The following is a 24,386-nucleotide window of genomic DNA, read 5'->3' as shown; positions in this document are numbered from 1 at the left end:
GATATAAACAAGGATCAGAAATTTCTCTTTGCAAGAGAGCTTTTAAAATTTAAAGAAAAAAGAGGCATAGACGTCTTAGAGTTTATGCAAAAGATAGATAAGAAGCAAATTTTAAATAAGATGGTTTGATAAATAAAGCAGAACGAGGATCATCCTCTTTCTTGTTATGGGATAACATAGCAGCAGCTTGCGCTAGATATAAAGATAATTTAAACCTTTTTATCGACAACTTTTTTACCATTTTCTTCAAGTTTTTGCATAATACGAAGCACATCGATACCTCGTTCTCTCTCAAGTTCTTGAAGCTTAAGTAAATATGAAAATTTCTCATCCTTAGTAATGTCATAAGTTTCAGTGTTTTTGCTTTCAGCTTGGATAGGAGTAAATTTTTTCTCTTTGGTGTCGTCTTCTTCTTCAACGCTCTCTATATCTTGAATGCCCTTTTCATTCATCTCTTTTAGTATATTGACAGCATTTTTAGCATCTTCGCCAGATAGAGTTATATTAAACCGCTCTTTTAGTGCATATTTAGCCCACTCCTCTTTAAACTCATCAACGCTCATATCACTATCAAGCAGATCAACAGTCCTTGAGTTTTGCATAAATAGTAGCTGACGATTGCCACGATATTCATTTAAAAATTCATTTACAGTGTATGGGGTATCTCTTAAAATTTTTGGCTTATCATTGTCTGGTTTTGCTTGCTGACCTTGTATGTATTCTACAAATAAACCTTTGCTTTCATTTATGAAATTTTTAAGATCTGATAACTGCTCGCTTGTAAAATCAGGATCATAGCCTCTAAGCTTTCCTATGATAGTGACTTTTGCTTCATCACCTTTTGTAAAGCCAGATAGCGGATATATGTGCCTATTATAAGCCGCAGCTTGAGCTTTTCTATCAAGCCTTGCATATTTAGGAAAGCTCATACCATATCCCATATTGTTATCAAGGATCTCGTTTATATCGTTAAATTTAAACCCCATCTCACTAGCTATATGCTCTCTAGACAGATAAGGATAAGGCGAGCTAGAAATTTGCATTTTACTATCCTTAGTAAGTTTTAAACTACTCAACTATTTTTCAAAATTTGTTTGAGTGAAAATTTCTTAGTTTGTAAATCGACCTTTCAACAATTTAGTTTATATATGACTTCTCTCTACACAAAATGCTCCCCTGTTGATAAAAATTTACGGCACAACTTTTGCTTACTCTTTGAAGCTAAATTTCAAGGAGTAAGCTATGAAAGTCTCTTATAACTCCATCTTAACAAAACAGCACTACCAAAAACAGACAAAAAGCGAAGGCTTTGCAAACTTCTTGCCTAGCACTCCAAATATAAATTTGATCAGCCAAACCACTATTCCTAAGAATGACTTTGTCTCATCTAGTAGTATTGACTCTCTTTATCAGGCTAAATTTACTTCACAAGAGGGCTATGGATATAGTGTAGATGCTAAAGGATTTATGGGAGCTGATTTTAACAAGGCTGCAGGCTTGCCGCAAGACTTTAAAATCCACAAAAGCACACTTGATGCGATAGTGCTACACAATCAAAAACATCCAAACTATACAAATTCTTTAATGGAAACAAAAAAAGATAACCAACTCTTTGGAGAGGATAGTTTTGCAAATATCGATCTAGCAGACACAATAAAGCAATACTATAAAATTTTTGATCAAATTTCAGCTGGAGTTATTAGTAAGGGTAAAGAATTTTACTCAAATGAAGATCTAGCAAAGATGCCAAAGGGCTACTTTTCAAAAGATAAAAAAATGGATCATTTCGAATATCTAATGGGTAGGATGACTAGCGATGAGATAGATGGGCTAACTGATAGGAGCAATGAAAAGATAACTCATGTCTTCAGGACAGCACAAGATGCAGACGATGCACGTAAGTTAATGAATGATCTAAAAGATATAAATATAAGGGTCAATGGAAATTTTCTTGACTTCTCTCCAGAAGTGATGACAACTGAGCATACTATCCCTTATATGTGGGTTAGTAGTGCTGGATATGACTTTAAGCCTGATATGTCCGTATATGATAACGAACAAGGCTATACAAAGGAGCAAATCTTTGTCGCATTTTTAAAAAATGAGCAAGGTCTTGTGTTGCAAGGTGGCACAACAAGGATAACTGACGAGGCTCTTAGTGTGTATAAAAGTTCATTAATACTTACAAAACAAGATAGAAGCGAGATAGGCATACCAAAGGCTTATTATGATGAGATACTATCTGGCAAGAAAGATCTAAAAGATATACTAGCTAGGATTTTAAAGCTTAGAAATTTAGAGCTTAAAAAAGATCAAACGCTCGAGGGGCTAGCAAATAAAATAATGGACGTTTTAAAAGAATTTGATGAGAGGACGAAGGTAAAAGCCTAAAGCCCATCAAGTAAAATTTTATAAAGGCGGTTTATCTCATCGTCGTTTAGCTCGATCGTGCTTTTTGTATCAAAGAAATTTTTGATCTTGTTAGCGTCAAATTCGCTCCTATCAAGGCAGTGCTTGTGAGAGGGCAAAAAGCCACGAGTTAGGCAAAGCTCGCTTTCTATCTCCTCGTCGCAGATAAAGCACTCAAGCTCGCTGTGAAGTCTGCCTTCATACTCTAAAATTTTGACGTAGCTTTCGATGATGAGGCGTTTTGGATTTTGCAGCTGCATCTGTTTGGCACAGCGATCAAGCTCGTTAAAGTAAATTTCATCGAGTTGCTCGACCTCTTTTAGATGATCATAAAGTAGGCGCATGAACTGCTGCCAAATGATGAGTTTGTCGCGCTCTAGCAGCCATTTAAAGCCAAGATGAAGTATGCTTCTAAGCTTTGGTAGAAATTTCGCCTCTTGCTCGAGCTCAAAGTCGATCTTGTAGCCAGTCATGATGTTTGAGTGGCGTGCGCCAAAAAATCTATATGACTTTACGAGCAAATTTGGCGTTAGCACAAAGACTAAAAGGTCCTCGTCTCTGACCTTTTGCACGCGCAGGATGTAGCCTTGCATCTAGGCAAAAAACTCCCTTATGCGCTCTCTCATTACGCGGGCATCTTTGATAAAATTTACATCATTTCTAAAGGTTGTTGCACCGTCTATGCCCTTACTGTATTGGTGCAGATGCTTTCTAAATATGCAAAGTCCGTGCTCGCCGTAGTGCTCGATCATCGCATCAAAATGAGCTAGTATGATCTTTTGTTTTAGCGTCTTATCCACGCTAGTTTTGGTCTTTATCTCGTGAAATATCCAAGGGTTGCCGATGCTTGCTCTGCCGATCATTAGGGCGTCACATTTTGTGAAATTTAAAATTTCATCTGCATTTTGCGCGTTTATATCACCATTTGCAACGACTGGGATTTTCACGCTCGCTTTTACTCTAGCGATCGCTTCGTAATCAACCTTTGCGCTGTATCCGCCAGCTCTGGTGCGCCCATGCACTGCGATGTAGTTTGCGCCGGCTTCTTCGCAGGCTTTTGCTATCCTTTCTTCGTTTTTGTCGTTAAAGCCAAGTCTAAATTTAACGCTTAGGCTCTTCTTGTTTGAGACGCTTTTTATGGCTTCGATTATGCTTTGAAGTTTGTCAAGATCATTTAGTAAAGCTGATCCCGCGCCTTGTCTAACGACCTTTGGCACGGGGCAGCCGCAGTTTAGATCGAGCCCGTAAATTCCATCAAATTTATTGATTATCTGCACGGCTTTTTTTAAATTTTCTATATCACTGCCAGCTATCTGGACGACGTAGGGCTCTTCGTTTGGGGATTTTTTAAGCATTTCAAGAGTTTTGTCGCTGCTCTCATAAACCAGGGCATTTGCACTGATCATCTCGCTAACAGTGACATCGCAGCCAAATTTCTTGACGACGCTCCTTAGTGGCAGGTCAGAAAAGCCAGCAAGTGGCGCTAAGAAAAGTGGCTTTTTACTAAAGTCTATCATTTAAAAAATAGCGAGCTAGGCACCATTTTGCCGTTATCTCGTAAAAATAGTAAAACCTTTATCTCTTTAAACTCATCAGGGTCGCTACCCTCGATAGCCTCTCTTACTTTATCAAGCATCTGAAGCTCAAATAGCGCATATACGTAGGCCTCGTCAGCGTCAGCATGGATGCTTTTTAGCTTTTCAAAGATACCGATAAACGCATCTGGTTTTAGTTTATTTTTAAGCATTATGGCGGCTTTGTCGTATTGTGCTTTTGTCACTTTTGCGTTGTTTAAAAGATCAAAAATTTCATCGCTACTTAGGTCGATCTCATCATTTACAAAACGCGTGATAATGGTCATTATATCTTCGCTTGCTAGCTCTGGATCGATTTTTTTGATCTCACTAAAAGAGGCTGTTTTTATGAGCTTATCGAAGGCTGCCTTTTTAAGGCTCTCGTTTTGTTCTTGGTTTTTAAGCACGTCAAGATAGTAAGTAGGCAGCTGCTCGATCTTGTTTAGCTCGTTTAGGATGTTTAGCTTGCTATCTTTTGCTAGCCTAAATTTCTTTAGATCGACGATCTCTTTGTTTTTTATGCTTTTTATGGTTTGTAAGATGTTGTTTATCTCGCCGTCATCAACGCCAACATCTTTAAGCTCGCCTACTGGTGAGATAGAGCGAGTGAGCTGTGAAGCGATCTTGTAAGTGTCTGTTTTAAAGTCTTTGTTGCTTTCAAAGCCAAGAAGCGTCTCTTTTGCAAGGTCTTTGTAGAGCTGGCTATCTTTTTTTATCCATTTTTTATATCTATAAAAGGCGTATCCATGATATGCGATGTGAAGTAGGGCAAGGAGCGCCAAAAGAGCTACTGGAAGTGCCACCCAGACAGCTACTGGCAAAGTTATGGCTTGACCTAAGAGCTCAAAGGTGAAGTCTGAACTATTAAGAGAATAGGTAAGTCCTGCAACAACTGCTGTGTAGATGATGCAGTAGACGAGAAATTTTCTGGTTTTCATATTTTCTCCTTAGTTTTTTGCTGTTTTTTCTATTATCTCACGACAAGCTATGCAGTATTTTGCATGCGGTTTTACTTTTAGGCGAGGGATGCCGATCTCCTCCTCGCACATATCGCAAATTCCATAAGTCTTGTTTGCTATCTTTTCAAGCGCCTCGTCGATCTCGTGAAGTTCGGCTCTTTGCTGGGTTGAGATAGACTGCTCTATAAGCTGGTCGGTATTTACTGAGGCGATGTCAAATTCATCGCTTACGCCACTATCTCTTAAACCGCTTACTTCAACTGATGAGTCATAAATATTTTTTTTGATTTGTAATTTTCGCTCCTCAAGTAGCTTTTTGAAAAAATTTAGCTCGTTTTGAGTCATTTTATATTCCTTTATTTGTGATATGGGTGGTTTGCATTTATGCAAAGCCCTCTAAAAATTTGCTCAAAAAGTACGAGCTTGGCGACTTTGTGCGCCATAGTCATCTTGCTTAAGCTTACGACTTTTTGTGCCTTGTTTTTTAGATTTTGGCTAAGCCCATAAGCTCCACCTATAAAAAAATTGATTTGTGAATTTGAGTTTAAAATTTGAGCAAATTCTTGGCTGTCAAGCTGTGAGCCATTTTCATCAAGCATCACGCAAAAGCCTTTTAAATTTGGCTCGTAAATTTCATCATAAGCTCTTAGCGCATCGCTTCTGCCACTGCTTTGAGCCTTTGCTATCTTTTCATTAAATATTATTTTGTCGTTTATCTTGGCAAATTTTGCACTCATTTTTATATATTCTTGTATCTCGTTTTCAAAGTTGTCACGCGATGATTTTTGAATGCTAAAAACCGAAATTTCCAAACTTACCCTTTGGTTTTTAGCTTTAGCTCAAAGCCAGCTTCGCTAGGAGTAGTCACTTCGCTTTTAGAGATCATAGCTTTGTTATTTATAAGAAATTTAACCATATCGCTTATATATTTTTTATGCTCGCTTCTTGGCACGATGTCATCTATGAGACCATGTTCAAGCAAAAATTCAGCCCTTTGAAAGCCCTCTGGAAGATCAGCGCCTATGGTTTGTTTAATAACCCTTTGTCCTGCAAAGCCTATTAGCGCGCCAGGTTCAGCGATTATTAGATCTCCAAGCCATGCAAATGATGCACTAACGCCACCCATCGTAGGATCAGTAAGGATAGAAATGTATGGTAGCCTTGCTTCATCAAGAAGTTTTAGGGCTGCTGAAGTCTTTGACATCTGCATCAAAGAAAATGTGCTCTCTTGCATTCTAGCGCCGCCAGATGCGCTTACGATGATTAAGGCTTGGCGTTTTTCGATCGCGCGTTTTATCGCTCTTACGATCTTTTCGCCCTCAACTGAAGCTAGTGAGCCGCCCATGAAGCCAAAGTCAAAAACAACCAGCTGGATCTCTTGTCCGTTGCATTTGCCTTCGCCACATATCACTGAGCTTGTGCGTCCTGTTTTTTCTTTATTTTCTGTGATTCTTTTTTTGTATGATTTTTTATCGACAAAATTTAAAGGATCTACTGGTTTTAAATTTGCGTCAAATTCTACAAAGCTACCTTCATCGCAGATCAAATTTATGCGATCATCAGCTTTTAATCTCATGTGGTAGCCGCATTTTGGGCATACATTAAAACAAGCTTCAACTTCTTTGTAATACATCAGTGAGTGACAGTTGTCGCATTTTACCCAGTGTGTAGGTGCTTCTTCTGGACGAGGTTGAGCTTTTCTTATCTTTGAAAAAATGTCTGAGAAATTCATCTTTTTACCCACTTATATTAAAAATTGTGGGATTATATCTAATGTTAGCCTTGCTTTTTCTTATATGACTTAAAGTTTGTTTGTTTGTGGGGGATTTAAGGGGCAAACTAGCCCCTTAAAAGTATCTTATTAGAAGCGTCTTCCGATAGTAAATTCAAATGTATTTGTATCATCGCCCTCTTTAGGTTTAAGAGCTTTTGCGAAGATTAGTTGAAGTGGTCCGATAGGTGTTATCCACTCGATACCTGTACCAACTGATGATCTTTTTATCTCATTTAGGCTATTTTCGCCGATCATACCATAGTCGTAAAATACAACGCCACGCATTTTGACACGCTCTATTATAGGGAAGCTCATCTCAACTGAGTTGTTAAATGATGTTTCGCCGCCGTATTCATAGTAGTCGCCATTGTATTTTACCTTTGGAGATACTGTTCTGCTCTCATAGCCACGCAAGCTTCTTATACCACCAAGGTAAAGCCTTTCGTTGATCGGAGTATAGCCTCTCTCCCAAATTTTGCCAAAGCTTGCTTTATATCTTAGGATAAGATCGTAGTCGATGTACTCTCTAAGGCCTAGATAGTAGTTGAAATTTGTGCGGTTTTTAACAAAATCCATATCACCACCAAGTCCTGCTATCTCAAATGATGTACTAGCTATGATACCGCGTCTTGGCAAGTAGTAGTCATCAGTGCTGTTATATGTTAAAGCTGGAGTTATAGCGCTTTTTATAGCCTTACCTTCTCTATAAATTTCTTTACCTGTGTATCTATTTATATCTCTTAGTTCATCATCTTTTAAAGTAACTTTACTTTGCTCGATATTATAAGTAAGTGATGCACTTAAATTTCTAGTTAATTTTCTACCAAGTGTTGTGCTAAAGCCGTAACTTCTCTCTTTATATGTTCTCCAGTCATAGTCGTTTGCATAGAGCGTTCCGCCAAGGCTATACTCTGAGTCAAAAATTCTTGGATTTGTAAGACTTATCTGACCAGAAAGCTCTCTATCGCTCTTATCAACGCTTACTTGTCCTTGAAGGCCAGAGCCAAAGATGTTTGTGTCAGAAAGAGCAGCGTTTAGTAGCAAGCCATCGCTACTTCCGTATCCGATACCACCGCTTATTGAGCCAGTTGATGCCTCTTTTACTTTTACTTTTAGATCGACTGTGTTTTTATCAACTGGATCTTCTTCTATCTCGACATCGTCAAAGTAGCTTGTTCTTTTTAGAGCATCTTTTGAGTCTTGAAGGTCGGTTCTACTATATAAATTTCCCTCAGTTAGATATAGCTCACGTCTTACGACGCGATCAACTGTTCTGTCGTTTCCTGAAATTTGAACATTTCTTATATATACTTTTTCGCCAGGATCTACTTCGTAGTCGATATCAACTGTTTTATTTTCATCAAATTTATCAGTCTTTGGATAGACCTTAACAAATGCATAGCCCTTGTCAGCGACCATATCGTCAAGCTTTTTCATATCTTGGCGAAGTCTTGCCGAGTTCATCGTATCGCCAGCCTCAAGTCTAAAGTCATCTATGATCTTTTTAGTATCAAGTCCTAGCTCTTCAGGTGCTGTGATGCTTACATTTGAAACCTTATAAGGCTCGCCCTCGTGGATGTAGTAGGTAAGATCAGCTGTGTAGTTATCAAATGACGCATTTAGGTAAGGTGACGAAACTGTCGCGTCTAGATAACCTTTTTGAAAATATTTATCTTGAATCCTTGCTGGGTCGTTTTCAAGCTCGAAAAGTTTAACTTTACCGTCGTTTCTGCCCCAAAGCCAGCCCATAAATTCTCTACTTTTGTTTGCAACTACTGGCTCGATATCATCATAGTCAAATTCTTTTGCCCCGACTAAATTTACCTTTTTGATTATCATATTTTCGCCGCGGTTGATGTTTAGAGTGATGAAAAGCGAGCTGTCGTTGTCTGCAACTGGCTGTTTTTCTACATCAACAACTGTGTCAAAATAGCCTTTTGACTCGTAGTACTGGCGAATTCTCTCTTTTGTTTTTTCGATAGTTAGCTCATCATACATATTGCCAGGTTTGATGTTGATTAGCGATTCGATCGCAGTTTTGTCATTTGTCACAACACCCTTTAGATCGACTCTAGCCACACTTGGCTTCTCTTTTACTTTTACTAAAAGATTGCCACTACCTGTATCCTCTATGTAGATATCATCAAAATAATTTTGCTTGTATAAATTTGTGATGGCCTTATCGCTAAGCTTTGGAGTTAGCTCTTGACCGACTTTTAGCCCCATTATCTGAGTGGCTACATCAGGTGAAAGGTGGATTAGACCTTTGAAATTTATTGACTGAATCGTTTGCGCATTTAGACCGCTTAAAGCTAGTGCTAGTAAAAATAATTTCTTTTTCATTAAATTTAACCTAGAGTTTTAGTATAAGTGCGTATAATATCATATTTTATTTTTAAAAAATTTAAATTTTATAATTTTAAAGGTTTTTTATGAAAATAGGTATCATCGGACTTGGTCTTATGGGCGGCTCGCTTGGTCTTGCACTAAAAGATGAAAAATTGATCTCATGTGTTAGCGGATATGATAAAGATGAAAATCACAGCAAAAAAGCGCTAGAACTTGGCTTGGTGCATGAAATTTTAAGCATTGATGAGATGAAAAAGAAGTGTGACATCATCTTTTTGGCTGTTCCAGTTGAGGCTATCGTAAGCATCGTGCAAAATTTAACTGACATTAGCGAAGATACGACGATCATCGACTTTGGCTCGACAAAGCAAAAGATAATAGAAGCCGTGCCAGAAAAAATTCGTAAAAATTTCATCCCAGCTCACCCGATGGCAGGTACTGAGTACTCTGGTCCTGAGGCTGCCTTTAAGTCGCTTTATACAGGGGCAACTGTCATAGTTTGCGACTTTGCTGAGAGTGCAGAAAAACATGTAAAAAGAAGCGTTGAGCTATTTTCTCACCTTGGTATGAAGATCATTTTCATGAGTGCAAAAGAGCACGATCATCACGTGGGTCTCATCTCTCATCTGCCTCACGCTATCGCATTTTCGCTTGCAAGTGGGATACTAAAAGAAGAGGATAAAAGGCACATCGTCGCACTTGGAGGACCGACATTTAAGGGCATGATACGTGTCGCAAAGAGTTCGCCATTTATGTGGAGTGATATCTTTAAGCAAAATAAAAATAACGTCGTTGAAGCGATAAATATGTTTGAAAAAGAGCTAAATTTATGCAAAGATCTCATAAAAGATGAGCGCTGGGACGAGCTTTTTGACTGGATGAGCGAAGCTAGAGCTGTTAGAGAAATTTTGTAATTAACTAAAAATTTATTGATTAAATGTAAAATTTCGCAAATAAAATTTAAGGTAATAATATATGTATAGACGTGGAATAGGCGGTTTTAGTATTGTTGTAGTTTTACTTGTTTTGATATTAGCAGGTGGCTTTGGATATGCTTTGATGTCGAAAGACTTTGAGCGAAATGAGCCAATTATCGGCGTTGCTGATAAGGTTTATTGGAACCTTCGCTCACCTATGAATATCAAATTTAAAGATGACAGCGGCATAAAATTTGTGCGCATTAGCATAAATGACGGCAAAAATGACCTAAATTTACTAAATCAAATCATACAAAATCCAAGCACTGAGCTTGATGTAAATTTAACCTTCCCAAAGACTGGCTTTTTCGCTCAAAAAGATACTTATGAGATGAGCATAGAAGCGGTCGATACTAGCAAATGGGGCTTTTTTACTGGCAATAAAGCAAGCAAAAAAGTTGAGGTTGTGCTCGACATCTCAAAGCCTGATCTTTACGTGCTTTCACAGTCTTACTCTATCTCAAAAGGCGGTAGCGCAGTTGTCGTCTTTAGAGCGACTGATAATCAGCTAAAAGAGGTCTATGTCCAGACAAATTTTGGTAAGAAATTTAAGGCTGTGCCATTTTACAAAGAGGGCTTTTACGCAGCACTTGTTGCTTGGCCAGTGCAGGTTGAAAACTTTAGCGCTGAGGTCATCGCAAGAGACTTTGCGGGTAATGAGAGTAAATCTCACGTGAGATATTTTTATGAAAATGTAAAATACAAAACTTCAACTATTGCTTTAAATGATAGATTTTTAGATGGAAAGATCGTTGATCTAACAGATCAATACGCCAAAGATCCAAACGCTCTTTCAAGGCTTGAGAAGATGAAATTTGTCAATGAAACACTAAGAAATTCAAATGAAGAGAAGATAACAGCACTTACTTCAAATGTCGATACTGACATTACAAACGGCTTTAATATCATCCCATTTTACCCGCTTAGAAATGGCAAGAAAGTAGCTGATTTTGCCGATCACCGCTTCTATACATATAATAACGAGCAAGTAAGTGAGTCATGGCATATGGGAATAGATTTTGCTAGTGTTGCAGCAGCTCCGATAATAGCTAGTAACGCTGGTCGCGTCGTGCTTGCCTCTGAAAATGGAATTTATGGTTTAAATATCGTGATAGACCATGGTTTTGGACTTTACTCACTTTACGGACACTGCTCAAGTGCAAAGGTAAAAGAGGGCGACATGGTTGCTGCTGGCGATCAAATAGGCACAACTGGAACGAGCGGTCTTGCGCTTGGAGATCACCTTCACTTTGGAATTTTGGTCCAAGGTGAAGAGGTAAGACCTCAACAATGGATGGATAAAAAGTGGATAAAAGACAATGTGACAAGTGTCTTAGATGCCGCAAAGGCAATGATAGATAAGAATTAAATTTGCAAATTTGATTTTTTAGTGCTATCATAAGCGAACAAAAAAATATAAGGAAAATTTTTGAAACAAACTACTATCGCAAGACGCGTTGAGACCGTTGGTATAGGGCTTCATAAGGGTGAGCCGATAAGACTTATACTAGAACCTCTTGATGCAAATTCAGGTATTATTTTGCACCGCGAAGATCTTGGTATTAGTTTTAAAGCTGAGCCTAAAAACGTTATAAATACGCAAATGGCAACCGTCGTTGGCAACGAAAAGGGCTTTATCAGCACGATAGAGCACCTAATGGCAGCTGTAAATGGATACGGCATTGATAATATTAGAATTTCGGTTGATGCAAATGAAATTCCTGTCATGGACGGCAGTGCGATAAGCTTTTGTATGTTGCTTGATGAAGCTGGTATAAGACATCTTGACGCTGGTAAAAAAGTCATCCTTGTCCGCCGTGAGGTCGAGGTGGTTGAGGGGTCAAAATTTGTGCGAACTTCGCCGTCAAGAAATCCAAAATTTGACTATACGATCAAATTTGACCACCCAGTTATCGGCGAGCAAAGATATGTTTTTGAATTTAGCAAGAGCTCATTTGTGAAAAATATCGCTCGTGCTAGAACTTTTGGCTTTTTAAAAGATTTACAACGCCTGCAAGCTCAAAATTTAGCACTTGGTGCATCGCTTGATAATGCCGTGGCTATCGATGATACGCATATTTTAAACCCAGAGGGTTTGAGATTTGAAAATGAGTTTGTAAGGCATAAAATTTTAGACGCAGTTGGCGATTTGAGCTTGCTTGGAGCACCTTTGCTAGGTGACTACACGGCATTTGCGGGCAGCCACGATCTAAACCACAAACTAACACTTGCTTTAATGGCAGATGAGAAAAATTATGAGATCGCAACACTTAGTGGCGAGCTTTTAAAAGAGTATCAAAAGGTATTTGCATAAAAAATATTGAAATTTTAGTAGTCTCTTTATCGACTCCGCTTTTAGTTGGAGTCTATAAAGATGGCGTAAAATTTGATGAGATCGCAACTGACGAGCATGTCAGCGAAGCTCTGATAAAAATCCTAGAAAATTTATCCTCTAAATTTAACATCACAAAGATCATCTACGCAAACACACCAGGTAGCTTCATGGGGCTAAAGGTGGCCTACGTCATCTTAAAAACTTTTTCTTTGGCAAAGGGCTGTGAATTTTACTCAGTTAGTGGCTTTAGTCTAAATGGCAGCCAAGCGATCAGAGCAAATAAAAATTTAAGCTTTGTGCTAAAAGAGGGCGAAATTTCACTTGAAAAAGTTGAGCCAGTAAGATTTGTGTTGCCTTTAAATTTAGATGAATTAAAACTAAATTCAGATACACTTCCAAATTATATCATCCAAGCTGTTTAGGAGAAAATTTGAATATCTTAATCCCTGCTACGAGTGCAAATTTAGGACCTGGTTTTGACGCTTTAGGACTTAGTTTAAAGCTTTTTAATAGCGTAAAGATCGAACCATCTAAATTTAGCTCAGTTTCGATAAATGGCGAGGGAAGTGATAGCACAAATTTAAAGAGAAACAACATTTTTCTAAGCATTTTTAATGAAATTTTTTTAGAGCTAACTGGGAAAAATGAAAATTTTAGAGTCGTTTTTGAAAACAATATCCCATTTTCAAGAGGACTTGGCAGCAGCTCCGCAGTGATCGTCGGAGCCATAGCTTCAGCTTACGAGATGGCTGGATTTAAGGCTAGCAAAAGCGTCGTTTTAAATAAAGCGATCATCTATGAAACCCATCCAGATAATATCTCGCCAGCAGTTCATGGTGGATTTATCAGTGCTATCGTAAAAAACGGCAATGTTTATGCAAATAAAATAAATTTAAGCGATGACATAAAAGCAGTCGTCGTCATCCCAAATAAGCCGATGAGCACGGCATCATCAAGGCAAATTTTGCCAAAAAACTACACCATGAAAGAGTGTGTAAATAACCTCTCTCACGCTGCATTTTTGACATCTTGTTTTTATGAAAAAAGGTATGATCTTTTGAGGATAGCAAGTGAAGATATGATGCACGAAGAGCGCAGAATGAGCGCTTTAAAAGAGCTTTTTGAAGTGCGAAAAGTAGCTTATGAAAACGGCGCGCTAATGAGCACACTTTCAGGCTCAGGCTCAAGCTTTTTAAACATCGCTTACAAAGATGATGCTAAAAATTTACAAGATGTTTTAAAGAGTAAATTTGGTGATTTTAGAGTGGAAATTTTTTCATTTGATAACGATGGATACGAAATCACGCAAAGCTAGAAACAAGTTTAAAAAGGTATAATGAATAAAAATAATCCAGTAAGGACATGCGTCGCTTGCAAAGTCAAATTTTCTCAAAACTTGCTAAAAAGATACCGCTTGGTAGGCAAGAATTTGGAGTGCGGCAAAGGAAATGGTCGCAGTTTCTATCTGTGTGATGGCTGTTTGCAAAAAGACGACAAAATTTTAAAAAAAATAATTGATAAACAAACTAAAGGTGCCCTCGGACTTGACGCACCGAAGTTAAAGGAGATACTCTTAAATGAGCAATGTTAGGATTTCAGAGATCGCAAATGAGCTTGGCTACCCAAGTAAAGAGATAGTCGAAAAAGCTCAAGAACTAGGCCTAAAGGTCAAAACTCACTCAAATGCTGTGAGCCTTGAAGAGGCTGAAGCAATATATGAATACGTTCAAACTGGCGTAATACCAGATAAATTTAAAAAGAAAAAGAGCGAGCCAAAGGCAAAAAAAGAGTCTAAAAAAGAGGCAGAAAAAGAGCCAGCTAAAAAAGAAGAAAAACCTAAAGCCGAGCCTAAAAAGGCAGTTGCTAAGTCTGTGCCAAAACCCGAAAAGGCAAAGACTGAGCCTAAAAAAGAGGTACAAATTTTAGAGGATAAACCTAAAGCTGAGCCTAAAAAAGAAGAGCCTGTAAAGGTTGAGCAAAAGCCAGCAGAAGCACCAAAACCAAAAGAGAGCTTGGCTGATGTAACTCAAAAAAGACGCGGCCTTGTGATAGTTAAAAAGAAAAAAGATTACGAGGCGCCAGCTCCTGTAAAAGAGGAGAAAAAGGCTGAGGCGGCTGTGACTAACATTAGCGATTTTAAGAGTATGTTCTCTGCTAGCGATGAAAATTTGGCTAGAAAAAAGAAAAAAGAGAAAAAAGTAACAGTTGTAAGCAAAAAAGATAGCGCTGAGAAGATGGACTTGCTTGGCGGAAGCGACTTTGGTGACATCGTGCTTGAAGATGAGGATGTGGTGGTGTTGCCTGATTTTAGCTTTAAAACCCCAGCTCCAGCTCCGATGCAAAGGACAAAACAGCCAAGTGCGATGAAGACAACCGTCAATAACACGATAAATTCGTTTGGCGAGGGTGGCATACAAAGAAGAGCTAGAAAAAAGCACAAAAAGCCTGAAAATAAACAAAATAGCGAAGCTGTAACTTCGATAAATATCCCAAAAGAAATTCGTGTTTATGAATTTGCTGAGAAACTAAATAAGCAGCCAAGCGAGGTCATAGGTAAGCTATTTATGCTTGGCATGATGACAACTAAAAACGACTTTTTGGATGAAGATGCGATAGAAATTTTGGCTGATGAGTTTAACGTAGAGGTAAATATCATCGATGATCAAAAAGAATTTGACTACGTAGCAGCCTATGAAGAGGAGATAAAAGATGATGAAAATCTCCAGCCAAGAGCGCCAGTTATAACCATCATGGGTCACGTAGACCACGGTAAAACCTCGCTACTTGACTACATAAGAAAGTCTCGCGTAGCAGCAGGTGAGGCCGGCGGTATCACGCAGCACGTGGGCGCTTATATGGTAAATAAAAATGGCAGAAACATCACATTTATCGACACTCCAGGCCACGAGGCATTTACAGCTATGCGTGCAAGGGGCGCTGGTGTAACTGATATAGTTATTATCGTCGTTGCAGCAGATGACGGCGTAAAGCCACAGACAAAAGAGGCAGTTAGTCACGCAAAAGCCGCTGGTGTGCCAATAATCATCGCAATAAACAAAATGGATAAAGAGTCAGCAAATCCTGATCTAGTAAAAACCGGTCTTGCTGAGCTTGATATCATGCCAACAGAGTGGGGTGGCAAGTATGAATTTGTGCCGATCTCTGCAAAAACAGGCATGGGCATAGATGATCTACTTGAGATTGTGCTTTTACAAGCTGATCTTTTGGAGCTAAAGGCAAATCCAAAGGCAAACGCAAAAGCTACTGTTATCGAGAGCTCACTTCAAAAAGGCCGTGGTCCAGTAGCTACCATCATCGTTGAAAACGGCACGCTTCATGTCGGAGATACAGTCGTAGCAGGCGTTGCATACGGTAAGATAAGAAGCTTGCTTGATGATCAGGGTAGGCTATTAAAAGAGATAAAACCAGGCGAATGTGGCGTGATAGTGGGTCTTAGCGAGATAGCAGAGGCTGGCGAGACCCTAATAGGCGTAAAAACTGATAAAGAGGCTCGTGAATACGCACAGAAAAAGGCCGAATATATCCGCCAAAAAGAGCTTAGTAAGAGCACAAAGGTTAGTATCGATGAGCTTAGCGCTAAGATCGCTGAGGGCGAGCTAAAAACACTTCCAGTCATCATCAAAGCTGACGTTGGTGGCTCACTTGAAGCGTTAAAAGCAAGCCTAGAAAAACTAGCAAACGACGAGATCAGAGTAAATGTGATCCACTCAGGAGTTGGCGGCATCACGCAAAGCGACGTTGCACTTGCAAGCGCAAGTAACGACTGCATCATCCTTGGCTTTAACATAAGGCCAACTGGCGAGATAAAAGAGAAGGCAAAAGAGAGCGGCGTCGAGATAAAAACTTACAATGTTATTTATAACTTAATCGACGACGTGAAGGCGATTTTGGGCGGACTAATGTCACCGATCATCAGAGAAGAGCAGCTTGGTCAAGCTCAGGTTCGCCAAGTGATCCACGTACCAAAAGTCGGCACTATCGCTGGATGTATCGTCACTGAAGGCACGATAAACAGAGGGGCAAAAATTCGCCTTATTAGAGAGGGTGTGGTCGTTTATGAGGGCTTAGTTAGCTCATTAAAACGCTTCAAAGATGACGTCAAAGAGGTTGCAAAAGGCTACGAGTGTGGCGTTGGCATCGAGAATTTCAACGACATTAGAGAAAATGACTACATCGAAAGCTTCAAAGAAGTCAAGGAGAAAGCTACTCTATGAACGCTAACGAAATAAAGCGTATGAGAACAGAGAGTGTGCTAAAAGAGCTCATACCAGAGGCTCTAGCCACTCTTGAAGATAGCATTTTAAAGGGACTTTGCGTCACTGACGTCGAGTGCAAAAAGGGCAGATACGACGCCTTTGTCTATCTTGACAAGATGATGTTTGATGAGCGCGAGCAAGAGTATATTTTGGGGCATCTAAAGCGCGTTTGTAGGCATTTGCAAAACCACTGCATGGCGGCCGAGGGCTGGTATAGGTGTCCAAATTTTCACTTTAAATTTGACGATAGATTAGAGTATCAAAACCATATGGATAAGTTGTTTGATAAAATTTCAAAGGATTTAAACAAAAATGGATAATTTAGACAAACTAGTACGCGAATGCGGCGTAGAGCTTTACGACAGCGAGATCGCAAATGAAAATGGCAGGGCTATTTTTAGAGTTTATATCACAAAAAATGGCGGAGTGAGTCTTGATGACTGCGAAAAAGTGAGCCGTCTGCTCTCGCCTATCTTTGACGTGACACCGCCAGTTAGCGGGGATTATAACCTTGAGGTTAGCTCGCCTGGCCTTGAGAGAAAGCTTAGTAAGCCTTCGCATTTTAAAGCGAGTGTTGGCGAGCTAGTTAAAGTTCAAACCGAGGCTGAGAAATTTGCAGGAAGGCTTGTAAAAGCAGACGAAGAGAGCGTCGCAGTAGAAAACGAAGAGGGAATTTTTGAGATCAACATCAGTGAGATAAAAAAAGCAAAAACATATTTGGAGTGGTAAAATGCTAAGCGACATCGAGATAACTCACCAAACGAAACTTGAACACATCAGTAAAGTTGCCGCAAAATTAGGCTTAAACGAAGACGAGCTTGAGCTTTACGGCAAATTTAAGGCTAAAATTTCCCCTAGACTTGAGCCATCAAACTCAAAGCTCATCTTAGTCACCGCGACTAACCCAACCCCATACGGCGAGGGCAAAACGACCATGTCGATCGGTCTAGCTGACGCACTAAATTCACTTAATAAAAAGGTTTGCCTAGCACTTCGTGAACCATCTTTGGGACCAGTTTTTGGCATAAAGGGTGGAGCAGCAGGTGGCGGCTACTCGCAGCTTGCACCTATGGAGGATCTAAATTTACACTTCACTGGCGATTTTCACGCGATAACATCGGCAAATAACCTAATTTCTGCCATGATAGATAACAGCCTCTATCAAGAAAATCCACTAAAAATAGAGAAAATTTTATGGAAGCGCTGTATGGATATGAACGACCGCGCGCTTAGATTTATCACTGTGGGTCAGGGTGGCAAAACGGACGGCGTGCCAAGAGAAGATGGCTTTAATATCACCGCCGCAAGCGAGATCATGGCTGTGCTTTGTCTAGCAACAAGCTTATCAGATCTAAAAGAGCGCGTGGCAAACATCATGGTTGCTTACGATAGCGATAAAAAGCCTATCTACGTGCGTGATCTAGGCTGCCAAGACGCTGTTTGCATACTATTAAAAGATGCGATCAAACCAAATTTATTTCAAACACTAGAGCACACACCTACGCTCGTGCATGGTGGCCCATTTGCAAACATCGCACACGGCTGCAACTCAGTCATCGCAACAAAGACAGCTCTAAATTTAGCCGACTACGTCATCACTGAAGCTGGCTTTGGCTCGGAGCTTGGCGCGGAGAAATTTTTAGATATAAAGTGCAGGGTTGCTGAGATCAAACCAAGCGCTGTGGTGCTTGTAAGCACGATCAGATCGCTAAAATATAACGGCGAAGCAAATAAAGACGAGATCACAAAACCAGATATGAACGCACTTAAAAAAGGCATCGAAAACCTTGGCGGACACATCGAAAATTTAAAAGGTAAATTTGGTCAAAACGTGGTTGTGGCGCTTAATAAATTTGGCTTTGACACCGATGAAGAGATAAATTTCGTAAAAGAGTATTGCCGTGAGCTTGGCGTAGAAGTGGCAGTTTGCGAGAATTTCTTAAAAGGTGGCAAAGGTGCGCTTGAGCTTGCCGAGCTAGTTTTAAAAGCGTGCGATAAGCCAAACAAGATAAATTTCACCTACGAGATGAGTGACGATACGAAAACCAAAATAGAAAAGGTCGCTAAGGAAATTTATGGAGCTGGCGAGGTGGTCTTTGAAGAGGCCGCTCTTAAAAAGCTTGAGATGATAAAAGAGCTAAATTTGAGCCATTTACCGGTTTGTATCGCAAAAACTCAGTACTCATTTAGTGACGATGCGAAGCTTTTGGGTAGAGCAAAGGGCTTTACATTTAGCGTAAAAGACCTTGACATTAGAACGGGAGCCGGCTTTATCGTCGCGGTTTGCGGTAAGATCATGCTGATGCCAGGACTTCCAAAAGTGCCAGCTGCGGTCAATATGAGGATAGACGCAGACGGCAAGATCGACGGCTTGTCGTAAATTTATGAAAACACACTGGCAAATGCTGGTGTGTTTTTTAAAGAGGCATGGATGAACGACGAATTTTACATGGATCTTGCTTTAAGCGAGGCTTGGAAATTTCAGATCCTGACCTATCCAAATCCAGCCGTTGGATGCCTTGTTCTTGATGAAAATGGAGAAATTTTATCTTGCAAGGCTCATGAAAAGGCTGGATATTTACACGCTGAGCCGACAGCGATACTCTTTGCGCTTTGCAAAAAAAGTGAAAAATTTAAAGATGATTTTATAAAAGCATATAGTGCTAAATTTAGCTCTAAGATAAAAGAGGGTGGATTTGGCCTCTTAGAGCCAAAATTTATCTATGAATTTATACTAAACAACCACTCAAATTTATTAAAAAATGCAAAAGCTTATGTCACTCTTGAGCCTTGCTCGCATCATGGCAAAACGCCACCTTGTGCAAATTTGCTAAAAGAGCTTGGCTTTAGCGAGGTGATAATTGGTAGCCACGATGAAAATAAAATAGCAAGTGGCGGCGCTATTTTACTTCAAAGTGCTGGAGTGAAAGTTAAATTTGGCATTTTAAAAGAGCGCTGTGATAAGCTGCTTGAGCCATTTTTGGCATATCAAAATGGTGGATTTAGCTTTTTAAAAATCGCTCTTAGTAAAAATGGCGTGGCAAGCGGTGGCATCATCACAAATGAGCTTAGCCGCACGCATGTGCATAAACTAAGAAGCGTCATAGATACGTTGGTGATCGGTGGTAACACAGTGCGGACAGACCGACCAAGGCTCGATACCAGACTTATAAAAAATGGCAAAAACCCAGATGTCATAATCTACTCAAGAAGCGATAAATTTGATGAAACATTGCCACTTTTTAGCGTGCCAGATCGCAAAGTTAGCATTCAAAAAGAGCTTGATCTAAAAGGACTTTGCATGTTTGAAGGAGCTGGCGAGTTTTTAAAACTTGCAAAAGAGGGCAAGCTAGCAAATGTAAAATGGCTACTTATCTATCAAAGCTCAAATTTCAAAATTGGTGAAAATTTAAGGCTTGATCTAAATTTAAAACCACTTTTTAGTGGGAATTTTGGGGACGATAGTTACACTTGGTATGAAATTTAGGTTAGACATCAAGTCCAAAATAGTGTTTGACTAAAAAGCCGATGCCAAAAGATATGATCGCAACACCAAAAGTTATCACGCACATCTCAATCACTCTTGGTAAAAATTTAAGCTCCTTTGCCACACTTATATAAAAGTTGTAAGTGATGATGGCAACTAAAGCAAAGAAAAACATCGACAAGACGGCGTAAAGACTGCTTGAAAAAATAAAAAATGGAAGTATCAAAAATGCCGTTGTTATAATGTATGAACCGCCTGTGTAGAGTGAGTAGGTAAGCGGTTTGATCTCGTCGCTTGGATTTTCTTTTGACTCGAGATATGCTGAGCCAGCCATAGAGAGTGCAGCTGCCACACCCATGATAAGGCCTGTTGCGCCAACTGATTTTGTATTTGAAAAGGCAAGCGCGATGCCGCTAAGTGTGCCTGTTAGCTCAACTAGCGCATCATTCATGCCAAGTACGATGCCACCAGCATTTACGAGCTTTGTGTCTTTTAACATGGAGATTAGACTATTTTCGTGGTTCATCTCCTCTTCGTAAATATCACGAGCCTCAGGATACTCATCTACAATGTCAAGATAAAATTTCTCTGCATTTTCTTCGCGTGACTCCATAAATTTCAGAGTAAAAGAGGTGCCAAAAATTTTAACAAGTATCGTATAGAAAATGACTTTGAATAAATTTGCACTTCTGCTTTCGCCAGTTATCTTTTGACAAAAAGCATAGTGACGCCTCTCTTCGGTGATTAATTTGCGAAGTATTTTTTTATTCTCATCGTCTTTTTCGCTAGCTTCTAGAAGTGAGTATATAGCAACATCGTCTGCTTCATTTTGTAATTGTTTTAAGGCACGTTTTTTGTCTAACATAAAATTTTCCTTTTTTATAGCTTAGAAATTTAAGATTTTGATTTAGAAAGAGAGATAAGATGGTGCGATCAGCGAGACTCGAACTCGCACACCTAGCGGCACTACCCCCTCAAGATAGCGTGTCTACCAATTCCACCATGATCGCAAAAAGAACAAAAGCCCCAAAAAAGGGGCTAAATTTTAAGCTTTACGCTTAGCCAAGCATTGGGTTTGCGTAAAGAACGATAAGTGTAATAACAAGTGCGTAGATAACTTGTGCTTCGATCATCGCAAGAGCGATAAACATTGTAGTCATAAGTTTGCTGCCTACACCTGGGTTTCTAGCTGTTCCGCTGATAGTTGCAGCAGCTGTGTTACCCATACCTATAGCACCGCCAAGAGCTGCAAGGCCAAGGCCGATACCGCCAGCGATAACTGAATATGATCTGATCATCTCGCCGTCAGCGCCAAATGCAAATGCAGCAAGACCAAGAATTAAAAACACGATCTTTTTCATCGTTGCTCCTTTAAAATTTTAAAGCTCTTTCGGATCTGTCCCCTACTTGAACTTCATGAGCCGTAATATTACAAAAACAAAACTTTGTTTCAAATAAAAACACTAAAAATTTAAATTGCCTATAAAAAATTCTTGGCTTAGAAAAATGAAAGTTTTTTTATGCTATCTTTGAAAGAATTTAATTTATTCTTAATCTTAGGTTTTCAATGATAAACGAGAAATTTTCAAAGATAGGCTTTGTCCTTGCTATGGCTGGTTCTGCTGTGGGTCTTGGCAATGCTTGGAAATTTCCTACGATGGTGGGAAATAACGGCGGTTCGGCATTTATAATTTTATATTTGCTTCTTACATTTGCTATCGCATTTGTCGCGTTTTTAGCGGAGCTTAGCATCGGTAAACTTGGCGAAAGCGACATCGTAAGCTCACTTTACAAACTTGCTCCAAAAAATAAAAAAGCTTGGTCGCTCTCTGGCTTTTTCATGATCGGCGCGATACTTATAGCTTCATTTTATATGGTTGTTATTGGTTGGATTTTAAAGTATATCTATCTTAGTTTTTCGCCACTTTTATCTGATACAAAAGCTGCAGGCGAGCAGTTTAACACGCTTTTATCAAATGATCTAAGCAGTGCCGTGCTTTGCTTTAGCCTAGTCTTTTTGATGGTCTTTTTTGCCGTTTCAAAAGGCGTAAAAAGCGGTATAGAAAAGCTAAATATATGGATGATGCCAAGCCTTTTTGTCTTGCTAGTTTGCATGCTTTTTTACGCGCTTAGCATGGGTGATGGCTTTGTGAAGGCGGCTAAATTTTTATTTGTACCAAATTTTAGTGCGATCACGCCAGATGTTGTCTTACAGGCTCTTGGACTTGCGTTTTTCTCGCTATCTATGGGCGTTGGCGTCATACCAACATATGCTGCAAATTTACCAGAGAAGACAAATTTAATAAAATCAACGCTTTCTATCATCTTTATAAACATCTTAATAGGCATTATGATGGGACTTGTCGTATTTACCTTTATATTTGCTTATGGGGCTGATAGCACGGCAAGTGGCCCAGGCCTTATCTTTATCTCGCTTGTCACGCTTTTTGCAAAGCTTGGCATAGTTGGCAACGTCATGGCGGTCGCATTTTTCGTATCGTTATTGTTTGCTGGTATCACGAGCGCAGTTTCGATGATCGAGCCTTTTGCCTATTATTTGGTTAGAAAATTTGAAATTTCAAGAAAGATGGCGCTTCTTTACATAGGTGCCTTTGTCTATATCTTGGGTATCTTTTGCATACTTTCATATTATTCAGACACTTCAAGTGCTTTTAGCGTTTGCGGTAAGCCATTTTTTGACGCGCTTGACTTTCTCACATCAAATATCATGATGCCAATAGGCGCTATCGTATTTAGCTTTTTTGTTGGCTATAAGCTTAAAAAAGAGAGTTTATATCTGCTCTTTGGCGAATTTATGGGAAGAGCATTTTTTGAAATTTGGTACTTCGCTCTAAGATATATCGTGCCAATCGCCATTTGCGCCATAATGATCTACCAGATAGCGGGCAAGTGATGGGAGATAGATTTAGCAAGATAGGCTTTGTCCTTTCGATCATCGGAGCAGCTATCGGCCTTGGTAATGCGTGGAAATTTCCATACATGGTCGGCAGTAACGGCGGTTCGGCATTTATCCTTATATATCTATTTTTTGCCTTTGCTGTTGGTCTTAGCATATTTTTTGCTGAGATGGCGATGGGTAAAATTTCACGCCTTGATACGGTTGGAGCGTTTAAAAGCCTAGCTACAAAAGGGGCAAATTCTTGGAAATTTGCCGGTGTTATCATGGTGACTGGGCTATTTATCGCCTCTTTTTACACACTCATCATTGGCTGGGTTTTAAAATACGTCATTTTAAGCTTTGGCGAGCTACCTAAAGATATGGCAAGCTCAGAGACGCTTTTTGTAAATTTCACTTCAAATGGCATAGGTGAGCAAATTTTATACTTTAGTATCGCATTTTTTGCCTACTTTTTCATCCTTACAAAAGGCGTAAAGAGCGGCATCGAGCGCATAAATGTCTATCTCATACCAGCTCTTTTTATCTTGCTTTTGCTTATGCTTGGCTACTCTTTTGGCATGGAGGGCTTTGATAAAGCGGCTAAATTTCTACTAGTGCCTGACTTTTCAAAGATAGATCAAGCAGCCGTTTTAAACGCTCTTGGACTTGCTTTTTTTACGATGTGCGTTGGTATCGGCTGCATACTTACTTACTCATCAAGTCTAAGCGATGATACAAATTTATTTACCTCTTCGCTCTATGTCGTTTTTGCGAACATCATAATAAGCGTCATCATCGGCCTTATCGTCTTTACATTTACATTTGAGTTTGGCTCAGAGCCATCAAAAGGCGCAGGGCTTGCTTTCATCTCGCTACCAACGCTATTTGCAAAGCTTGGCTTGCTTGGAAATTTCTTGGCATTTACATTTTTTATATCACTTTTTTTTGCTGGCATCACCTCGGTTATCTCGATGGTTGAGCCATTTATATTTTTCTTAAGCAAAAGCCTAAAATTTAGTAGAAACAAATCGATCTTTATCGTTGCTTGCGTGGTTTATGTTTTAGGAATTTTATGCGCATTAAGTGGCACAAGCGAATTTAAAGATGCGCTTACATTTTTTGGTAAGAGCTTTTTTGACCTGCTTGATTATCTCAGCTCAAATATCATGCTCCCACTTGGTGGCATCTTGTTTGCTATCTTTGTTGGCTACTTTATGAAATTTGAGCTTTTAAAAGAGCTATTTGTGCCTTATATGGGCAAGGTTGTATTTAAAATTTGGTATTTTTTAATTAGATTTGTGGCTCCACTTTTAGTTCTGGTGGTGTTAATAAGGGAGATCTCATAA

General features: G+C 39.4%; 23 protein-coding genes, 1 tRNA gene and 1 pseudogene. 14 read left to right on the top strand and 11 right to left on the bottom strand.

Annotated elements, in window-relative coordinates; translation table 11 throughout:
* Positions 1–129 (top strand): annotated as a pseudogene (locus CVS86_RS07490) (cell surface protein); the annotation flags it as partial.
* Positions 130–209: 80 nt separating this feature from the next.
* Here the strand turns inward: CVS86_RS07490 and CVS86_RS07485 are convergent.
* Positions 210–1,043, bottom strand: a complete 834-nt coding sequence (locus tag CVS86_RS07485) for a polyribonucleotide nucleotidyltransferase (RefSeq protein ID WP_107791475.1) — start codon at positions 1,041–1,043, stop codon at positions 210–212.
* A 199-nt stretch (positions 1,044–1,242) separates the two neighbouring features.
* Between CVS86_RS07485 and CVS86_RS07480 the strand changes: the two genes are divergently transcribed.
* A complete protein-coding gene (locus CVS86_RS07480; RefSeq protein ID WP_107791474.1) occupies positions 1,243–2,391 on the top strand; it encodes a Cj0814 family flagellar-dependent secreted protein in 1,149 nt (382 codons plus the stop codon).
* Here CVS86_RS07480 and recO read toward each other — a convergent pair.
* From recO to bamA, 7 genes are all read right to left on the bottom strand, one after another.
* A complete protein-coding gene (gene recO, locus CVS86_RS07475) occupies positions 2,388–3,002 on the bottom strand; it encodes a recombination protein RecO (RefSeq protein WP_107791473.1) in 615 nt (204 codons plus the stop codon). The genes CVS86_RS07480 and recO overlap by 4 nt on opposite strands.
* A complete protein-coding gene (locus CVS86_RS07470; protein ID WP_107791472.1) occupies positions 3,003–3,926 on the bottom strand; it encodes a tRNA dihydrouridine synthase in 924 nt (307 codons plus the stop codon). It lies immediately after the preceding gene.
* The gene (locus tag CVS86_RS07465) at positions 3,923–4,921 is read right to left on the bottom strand and encodes a uroporphyrinogen III synthase HEM4 (RefSeq protein ID WP_107791471.1); all 999 of its coding nucleotides are present in this window, start codon (positions 4,919–4,921) and stop codon (positions 3,923–3,925) included. The genes CVS86_RS07470 and CVS86_RS07465 overlap by 4 nt, the downstream gene beginning before the upstream one ends.
* A gap of 9 nt (positions 4,922–4,930) precedes the next feature.
* Positions 4,931–5,287: an RNA polymerase-binding protein DksA gene (gene dksA / locus CVS86_RS07460; RefSeq protein ID WP_009294329.1), complete on the bottom strand. Its 357-nt coding sequence runs from the start codon at positions 5,285–5,287 to the stop codon at positions 4,931–4,933.
* An 11-nt stretch (positions 5,288–5,298) separates the two neighbouring features.
* On the bottom strand, positions 5,299–5,754 hold the full coding sequence (locus CVS86_RS07455; RefSeq protein ID WP_009294328.1) for a 23S rRNA (pseudouridine(1915)-N(3))-methyltransferase RlmH: 456 nt from the start codon (positions 5,752–5,754) through the stop codon (positions 5,299–5,301).
* Between the two features lie 2 nt (positions 5,755–5,756).
* Positions 5,757–6,674, bottom strand: a complete 918-nt coding sequence (gene accD / locus CVS86_RS07450) for an acetyl-CoA carboxylase, carboxyltransferase subunit beta (protein ID WP_107791470.1) — start codon at positions 6,672–6,674, stop codon at positions 5,757–5,759.
* 129 nt (positions 6,675–6,803) lie between these two features.
* Positions 6,804–9,059 carry an outer membrane protein assembly factor BamA gene (gene bamA / locus CVS86_RS07445; RefSeq protein ID WP_103636470.1) on the bottom strand — a complete coding sequence of 752 codons (2,256 nt, stop codon included), beginning with the start codon at positions 9,057–9,059 and terminating at the stop codon, positions 6,804–6,806.
* Between the two features lie 89 nt (positions 9,060–9,148).
* On the opposite strand from bamA, the gene CVS86_RS07440 reads away from it, so the two are divergent.
* The 10 genes from CVS86_RS07440 (at position 9,149) to ribD (ending at position 20,141) form a co-directional block, all read left to right on the top strand.
* Positions 9,149–9,979, top strand: coding sequence for a prephenate dehydrogenase (locus tag CVS86_RS07440; protein ID WP_107714276.1), 831 nt, complete (start codon positions 9,149–9,151; stop codon positions 9,977–9,979).
* 61 nt (positions 9,980–10,040) lie between these two features.
* Entirely contained in the window at positions 10,041–11,411 is a 1,371-nt protein-coding gene (locus CVS86_RS07435; protein ID WP_107791469.1) for a M23 family metallopeptidase, read from the top strand.
* A 60-nt stretch (positions 11,412–11,471) separates the two neighbouring features.
* On the top strand, positions 11,472–12,356 hold the full coding sequence (gene lpxC, locus CVS86_RS07430; protein WP_004317248.1) for a UDP-3-O-acyl-N-acetylglucosamine deacetylase: 885 nt from the start codon (positions 11,472–11,474) through the stop codon (positions 12,354–12,356).
* A gap of 80 nt (positions 12,357–12,436) precedes the next feature.
* A complete protein-coding gene (locus CVS86_RS07425) occupies positions 12,437–12,799 on the top strand; it encodes a glycoprotease (RefSeq protein WP_107791468.1) in 363 nt (120 codons plus the stop codon).
* Positions 12,800–12,807: 8 nt separating this feature from the next.
* Positions 12,808–13,692, top strand: coding sequence for a homoserine kinase (gene thrB / locus CVS86_RS07420; RefSeq protein WP_103598956.1), 885 nt, complete (start codon positions 12,808–12,810; stop codon positions 13,690–13,692).
* Positions 13,693–13,954: 262 nt separating this feature from the next.
* A complete protein-coding gene (infB, locus tag CVS86_RS07410) occupies positions 13,955–16,612 on the top strand; it encodes a translation initiation factor IF-2 (RefSeq protein WP_107791467.1) in 2,658 nt (885 codons plus the stop codon).
* Entirely contained in the window at positions 16,609–16,974 is a 366-nt protein-coding gene (rbfA, locus tag CVS86_RS07405) for a 30S ribosome-binding factor RbfA (RefSeq protein WP_004317240.1), read from the top strand. Before infB ends, rbfA begins: the two co-directional genes overlap by 4 nt.
* Positions 16,967–17,383 carry a ribosome maturation factor RimP gene (gene rimP / locus CVS86_RS07400; protein ID WP_103636474.1) on the top strand — a complete coding sequence of 139 codons (417 nt, stop codon included), beginning with the start codon at positions 16,967–16,969 and terminating at the stop codon, positions 17,381–17,383. Before rbfA ends, rimP begins: the two co-directional genes overlap by 8 nt.
* A gap of 1 nt (position 17,384) precedes the next feature.
* A complete protein-coding gene (locus CVS86_RS07395) occupies positions 17,385–19,034 on the top strand; it encodes a formate--tetrahydrofolate ligase (RefSeq protein ID WP_107791466.1) in 1,650 nt (549 codons plus the stop codon).
* A gap of 51 nt (positions 19,035–19,085) precedes the next feature.
* On the top strand, positions 19,086–20,141 hold the full coding sequence (gene ribD, locus CVS86_RS07390; protein WP_107791465.1) for a bifunctional diaminohydroxyphosphoribosylaminopyrimidine deaminase/5-amino-6-(5-phosphoribosylamino)uracil reductase RibD: 1,056 nt from the start codon (positions 19,086–19,088) through the stop codon (positions 20,139–20,141).
* 1 nt (position 20,142) lies between these two features.
* Here ribD and CVS86_RS07385 read toward each other — a convergent pair whose 3' ends face one another.
* From CVS86_RS07385 to CVS86_RS07375, 3 genes are all read right to left on the bottom strand, one after another.
* The gene (locus CVS86_RS07385) at positions 20,143–21,006 is read right to left on the bottom strand and encodes a VIT1/CCC1 transporter family protein (RefSeq protein WP_107791464.1); all 864 of its coding nucleotides are present in this window, start codon (positions 21,004–21,006) and stop codon (positions 20,143–20,145) included.
* 60 nt (positions 21,007–21,066) lie between these two features.
* A tRNA-Leu gene (locus CVS86_RS07380) sits at positions 21,067–21,151 on the bottom strand.
* A gap of 48 nt (positions 21,152–21,199) precedes the next feature.
* A complete protein-coding gene (locus tag CVS86_RS07375) occupies positions 21,200–21,502 on the bottom strand; it encodes a F0F1 ATP synthase subunit C (RefSeq protein WP_004317263.1) in 303 nt (100 codons plus the stop codon).
* A 206-nt stretch (positions 21,503–21,708) separates the two neighbouring features.
* Here CVS86_RS07375 and CVS86_RS07370 point away from each other — a divergent pair, with 206 nt between their 5' ends.
* Positions 21,709–23,055: a sodium-dependent transporter gene (locus tag CVS86_RS07370; RefSeq protein ID WP_107791463.1), complete on the top strand. Its 1,347-nt coding sequence runs from the start codon at positions 21,709–21,711 to the stop codon at positions 23,053–23,055.
* The gene (locus CVS86_RS07365; RefSeq protein ID WP_107791462.1) at positions 23,055–24,386 is read left to right on the top strand and encodes a sodium-dependent transporter; all 1,332 of its coding nucleotides are present in this window, start codon (positions 23,055–23,057) and stop codon (positions 24,384–24,386) included. The genes CVS86_RS07370 and CVS86_RS07365 overlap by 1 nt, the downstream gene beginning before the upstream one ends.

Origin of the sequence: Campylobacter concisus, assembly GCF_003048605.1 — a bacterium.
GTDB classification, from domain to species: Bacteria; Campylobacterota; Campylobacteria; order Campylobacterales; family Campylobacteraceae; genus Campylobacter_A; species Campylobacter_A concisus_BM.
This window is presented reverse-complemented; position numbering and strand designations above follow the sequence as displayed.

What these genes read in the sequence shown, in the direction of transcription:
- rbfA (WP_004317240.1), top strand. Translation starts at nt 16,609, where the DNA reads ATGAACGCTAACGAAATAAAGCGTATGAGAACAGAGAGTGTGCTAAAA.
- CVS86_RS07480 (WP_107791474.1), top strand. Translation starts at nt 1,243, where the DNA reads ATGAAAGTCTCTTATAACTCCATCTTAACAAAACAGCACTACCAAAAA.
- CVS86_RS07375 (WP_004317263.1), bottom strand. Translation starts at nt 21,502, where the DNA reads ATGAAAAAGATCGTGTTTTTAATTCTTGGTCTTGCTGCATTTGCATTT.
- CVS86_RS07470 (WP_107791472.1), bottom strand. Translation starts at nt 3,926, where the DNA reads ATGATAGACTTTAGTAAAAAGCCACTTTTCTTAGCGCCACTTGCTGGC.
- CVS86_RS07395 (WP_107791466.1), top strand. Translation starts at nt 17,385, where the DNA reads ATGCTAAGCGACATCGAGATAACTCACCAAACGAAACTTGAACACATC.
- CVS86_RS07465 (WP_107791471.1), bottom strand. Translation starts at nt 4,921, where the DNA reads ATGAAAACCAGAAAATTTCTCGTCTACTGCATCATCTACACAGCAGTT.
- rimP (WP_103636474.1), top strand. Translation starts at nt 16,967, where the DNA reads ATGGATAATTTAGACAAACTAGTACGCGAATGCGGCGTAGAGCTTTAC.
- dksA (WP_009294329.1), bottom strand. Translation starts at nt 5,287, where the DNA reads ATGACTCAAAACGAGCTAAATTTTTTCAAAAAGCTACTTGAGGAGCGA.
- CVS86_RS07440 (WP_107714276.1), top strand. Translation starts at nt 9,149, where the DNA reads ATGAAAATAGGTATCATCGGACTTGGTCTTATGGGCGGCTCGCTTGGT.
- CVS86_RS07435 (WP_107791469.1), top strand. Translation starts at nt 10,041, where the DNA reads ATGTATAGACGTGGAATAGGCGGTTTTAGTATTGTTGTAGTTTTACTT.
- CVS86_RS07485 (WP_107791475.1), bottom strand. Translation starts at nt 1,043, where the DNA reads ATGCAAATTTCTAGCTCGCCTTATCCTTATCTGTCTAGAGAGCATATA.
- bamA (WP_103636470.1), bottom strand. Translation starts at nt 9,059, where the DNA reads ATGAAAAAGAAATTATTTTTACTAGCACTAGCTTTAAGCGGTCTAAAT.
- infB (WP_107791467.1), top strand. Translation starts at nt 13,955, where the DNA reads ATGAGCAATGTTAGGATTTCAGAGATCGCAAATGAGCTTGGCTACCCA.
- CVS86_RS07365 (WP_107791462.1), top strand. Translation starts at nt 23,055, where the DNA reads ATGGGAGATAGATTTAGCAAGATAGGCTTTGTCCTTTCGATCATCGGA.
- ribD (WP_107791465.1), top strand. Translation starts at nt 19,086, where the DNA reads ATGAACGACGAATTTTACATGGATCTTGCTTTAAGCGAGGCTTGGAAA.
- CVS86_RS07370 (WP_107791463.1), top strand. Translation starts at nt 21,709, where the DNA reads ATGATAAACGAGAAATTTTCAAAGATAGGCTTTGTCCTTGCTATGGCT.
- recO (WP_107791473.1), bottom strand. Translation starts at nt 3,002, where the DNA reads ATGCAAGGCTACATCCTGCGCGTGCAAAAGGTCAGAGACGAGGACCTT.
- accD (WP_107791470.1), bottom strand. Translation starts at nt 6,674, where the DNA reads ATGAATTTCTCAGACATTTTTTCAAAGATAAGAAAAGCTCAACCTCGT.
- CVS86_RS07385 (WP_107791464.1), bottom strand. Translation starts at nt 21,006, where the DNA reads ATGTTAGACAAAAAACGTGCCTTAAAACAATTACAAAATGAAGCAGAC.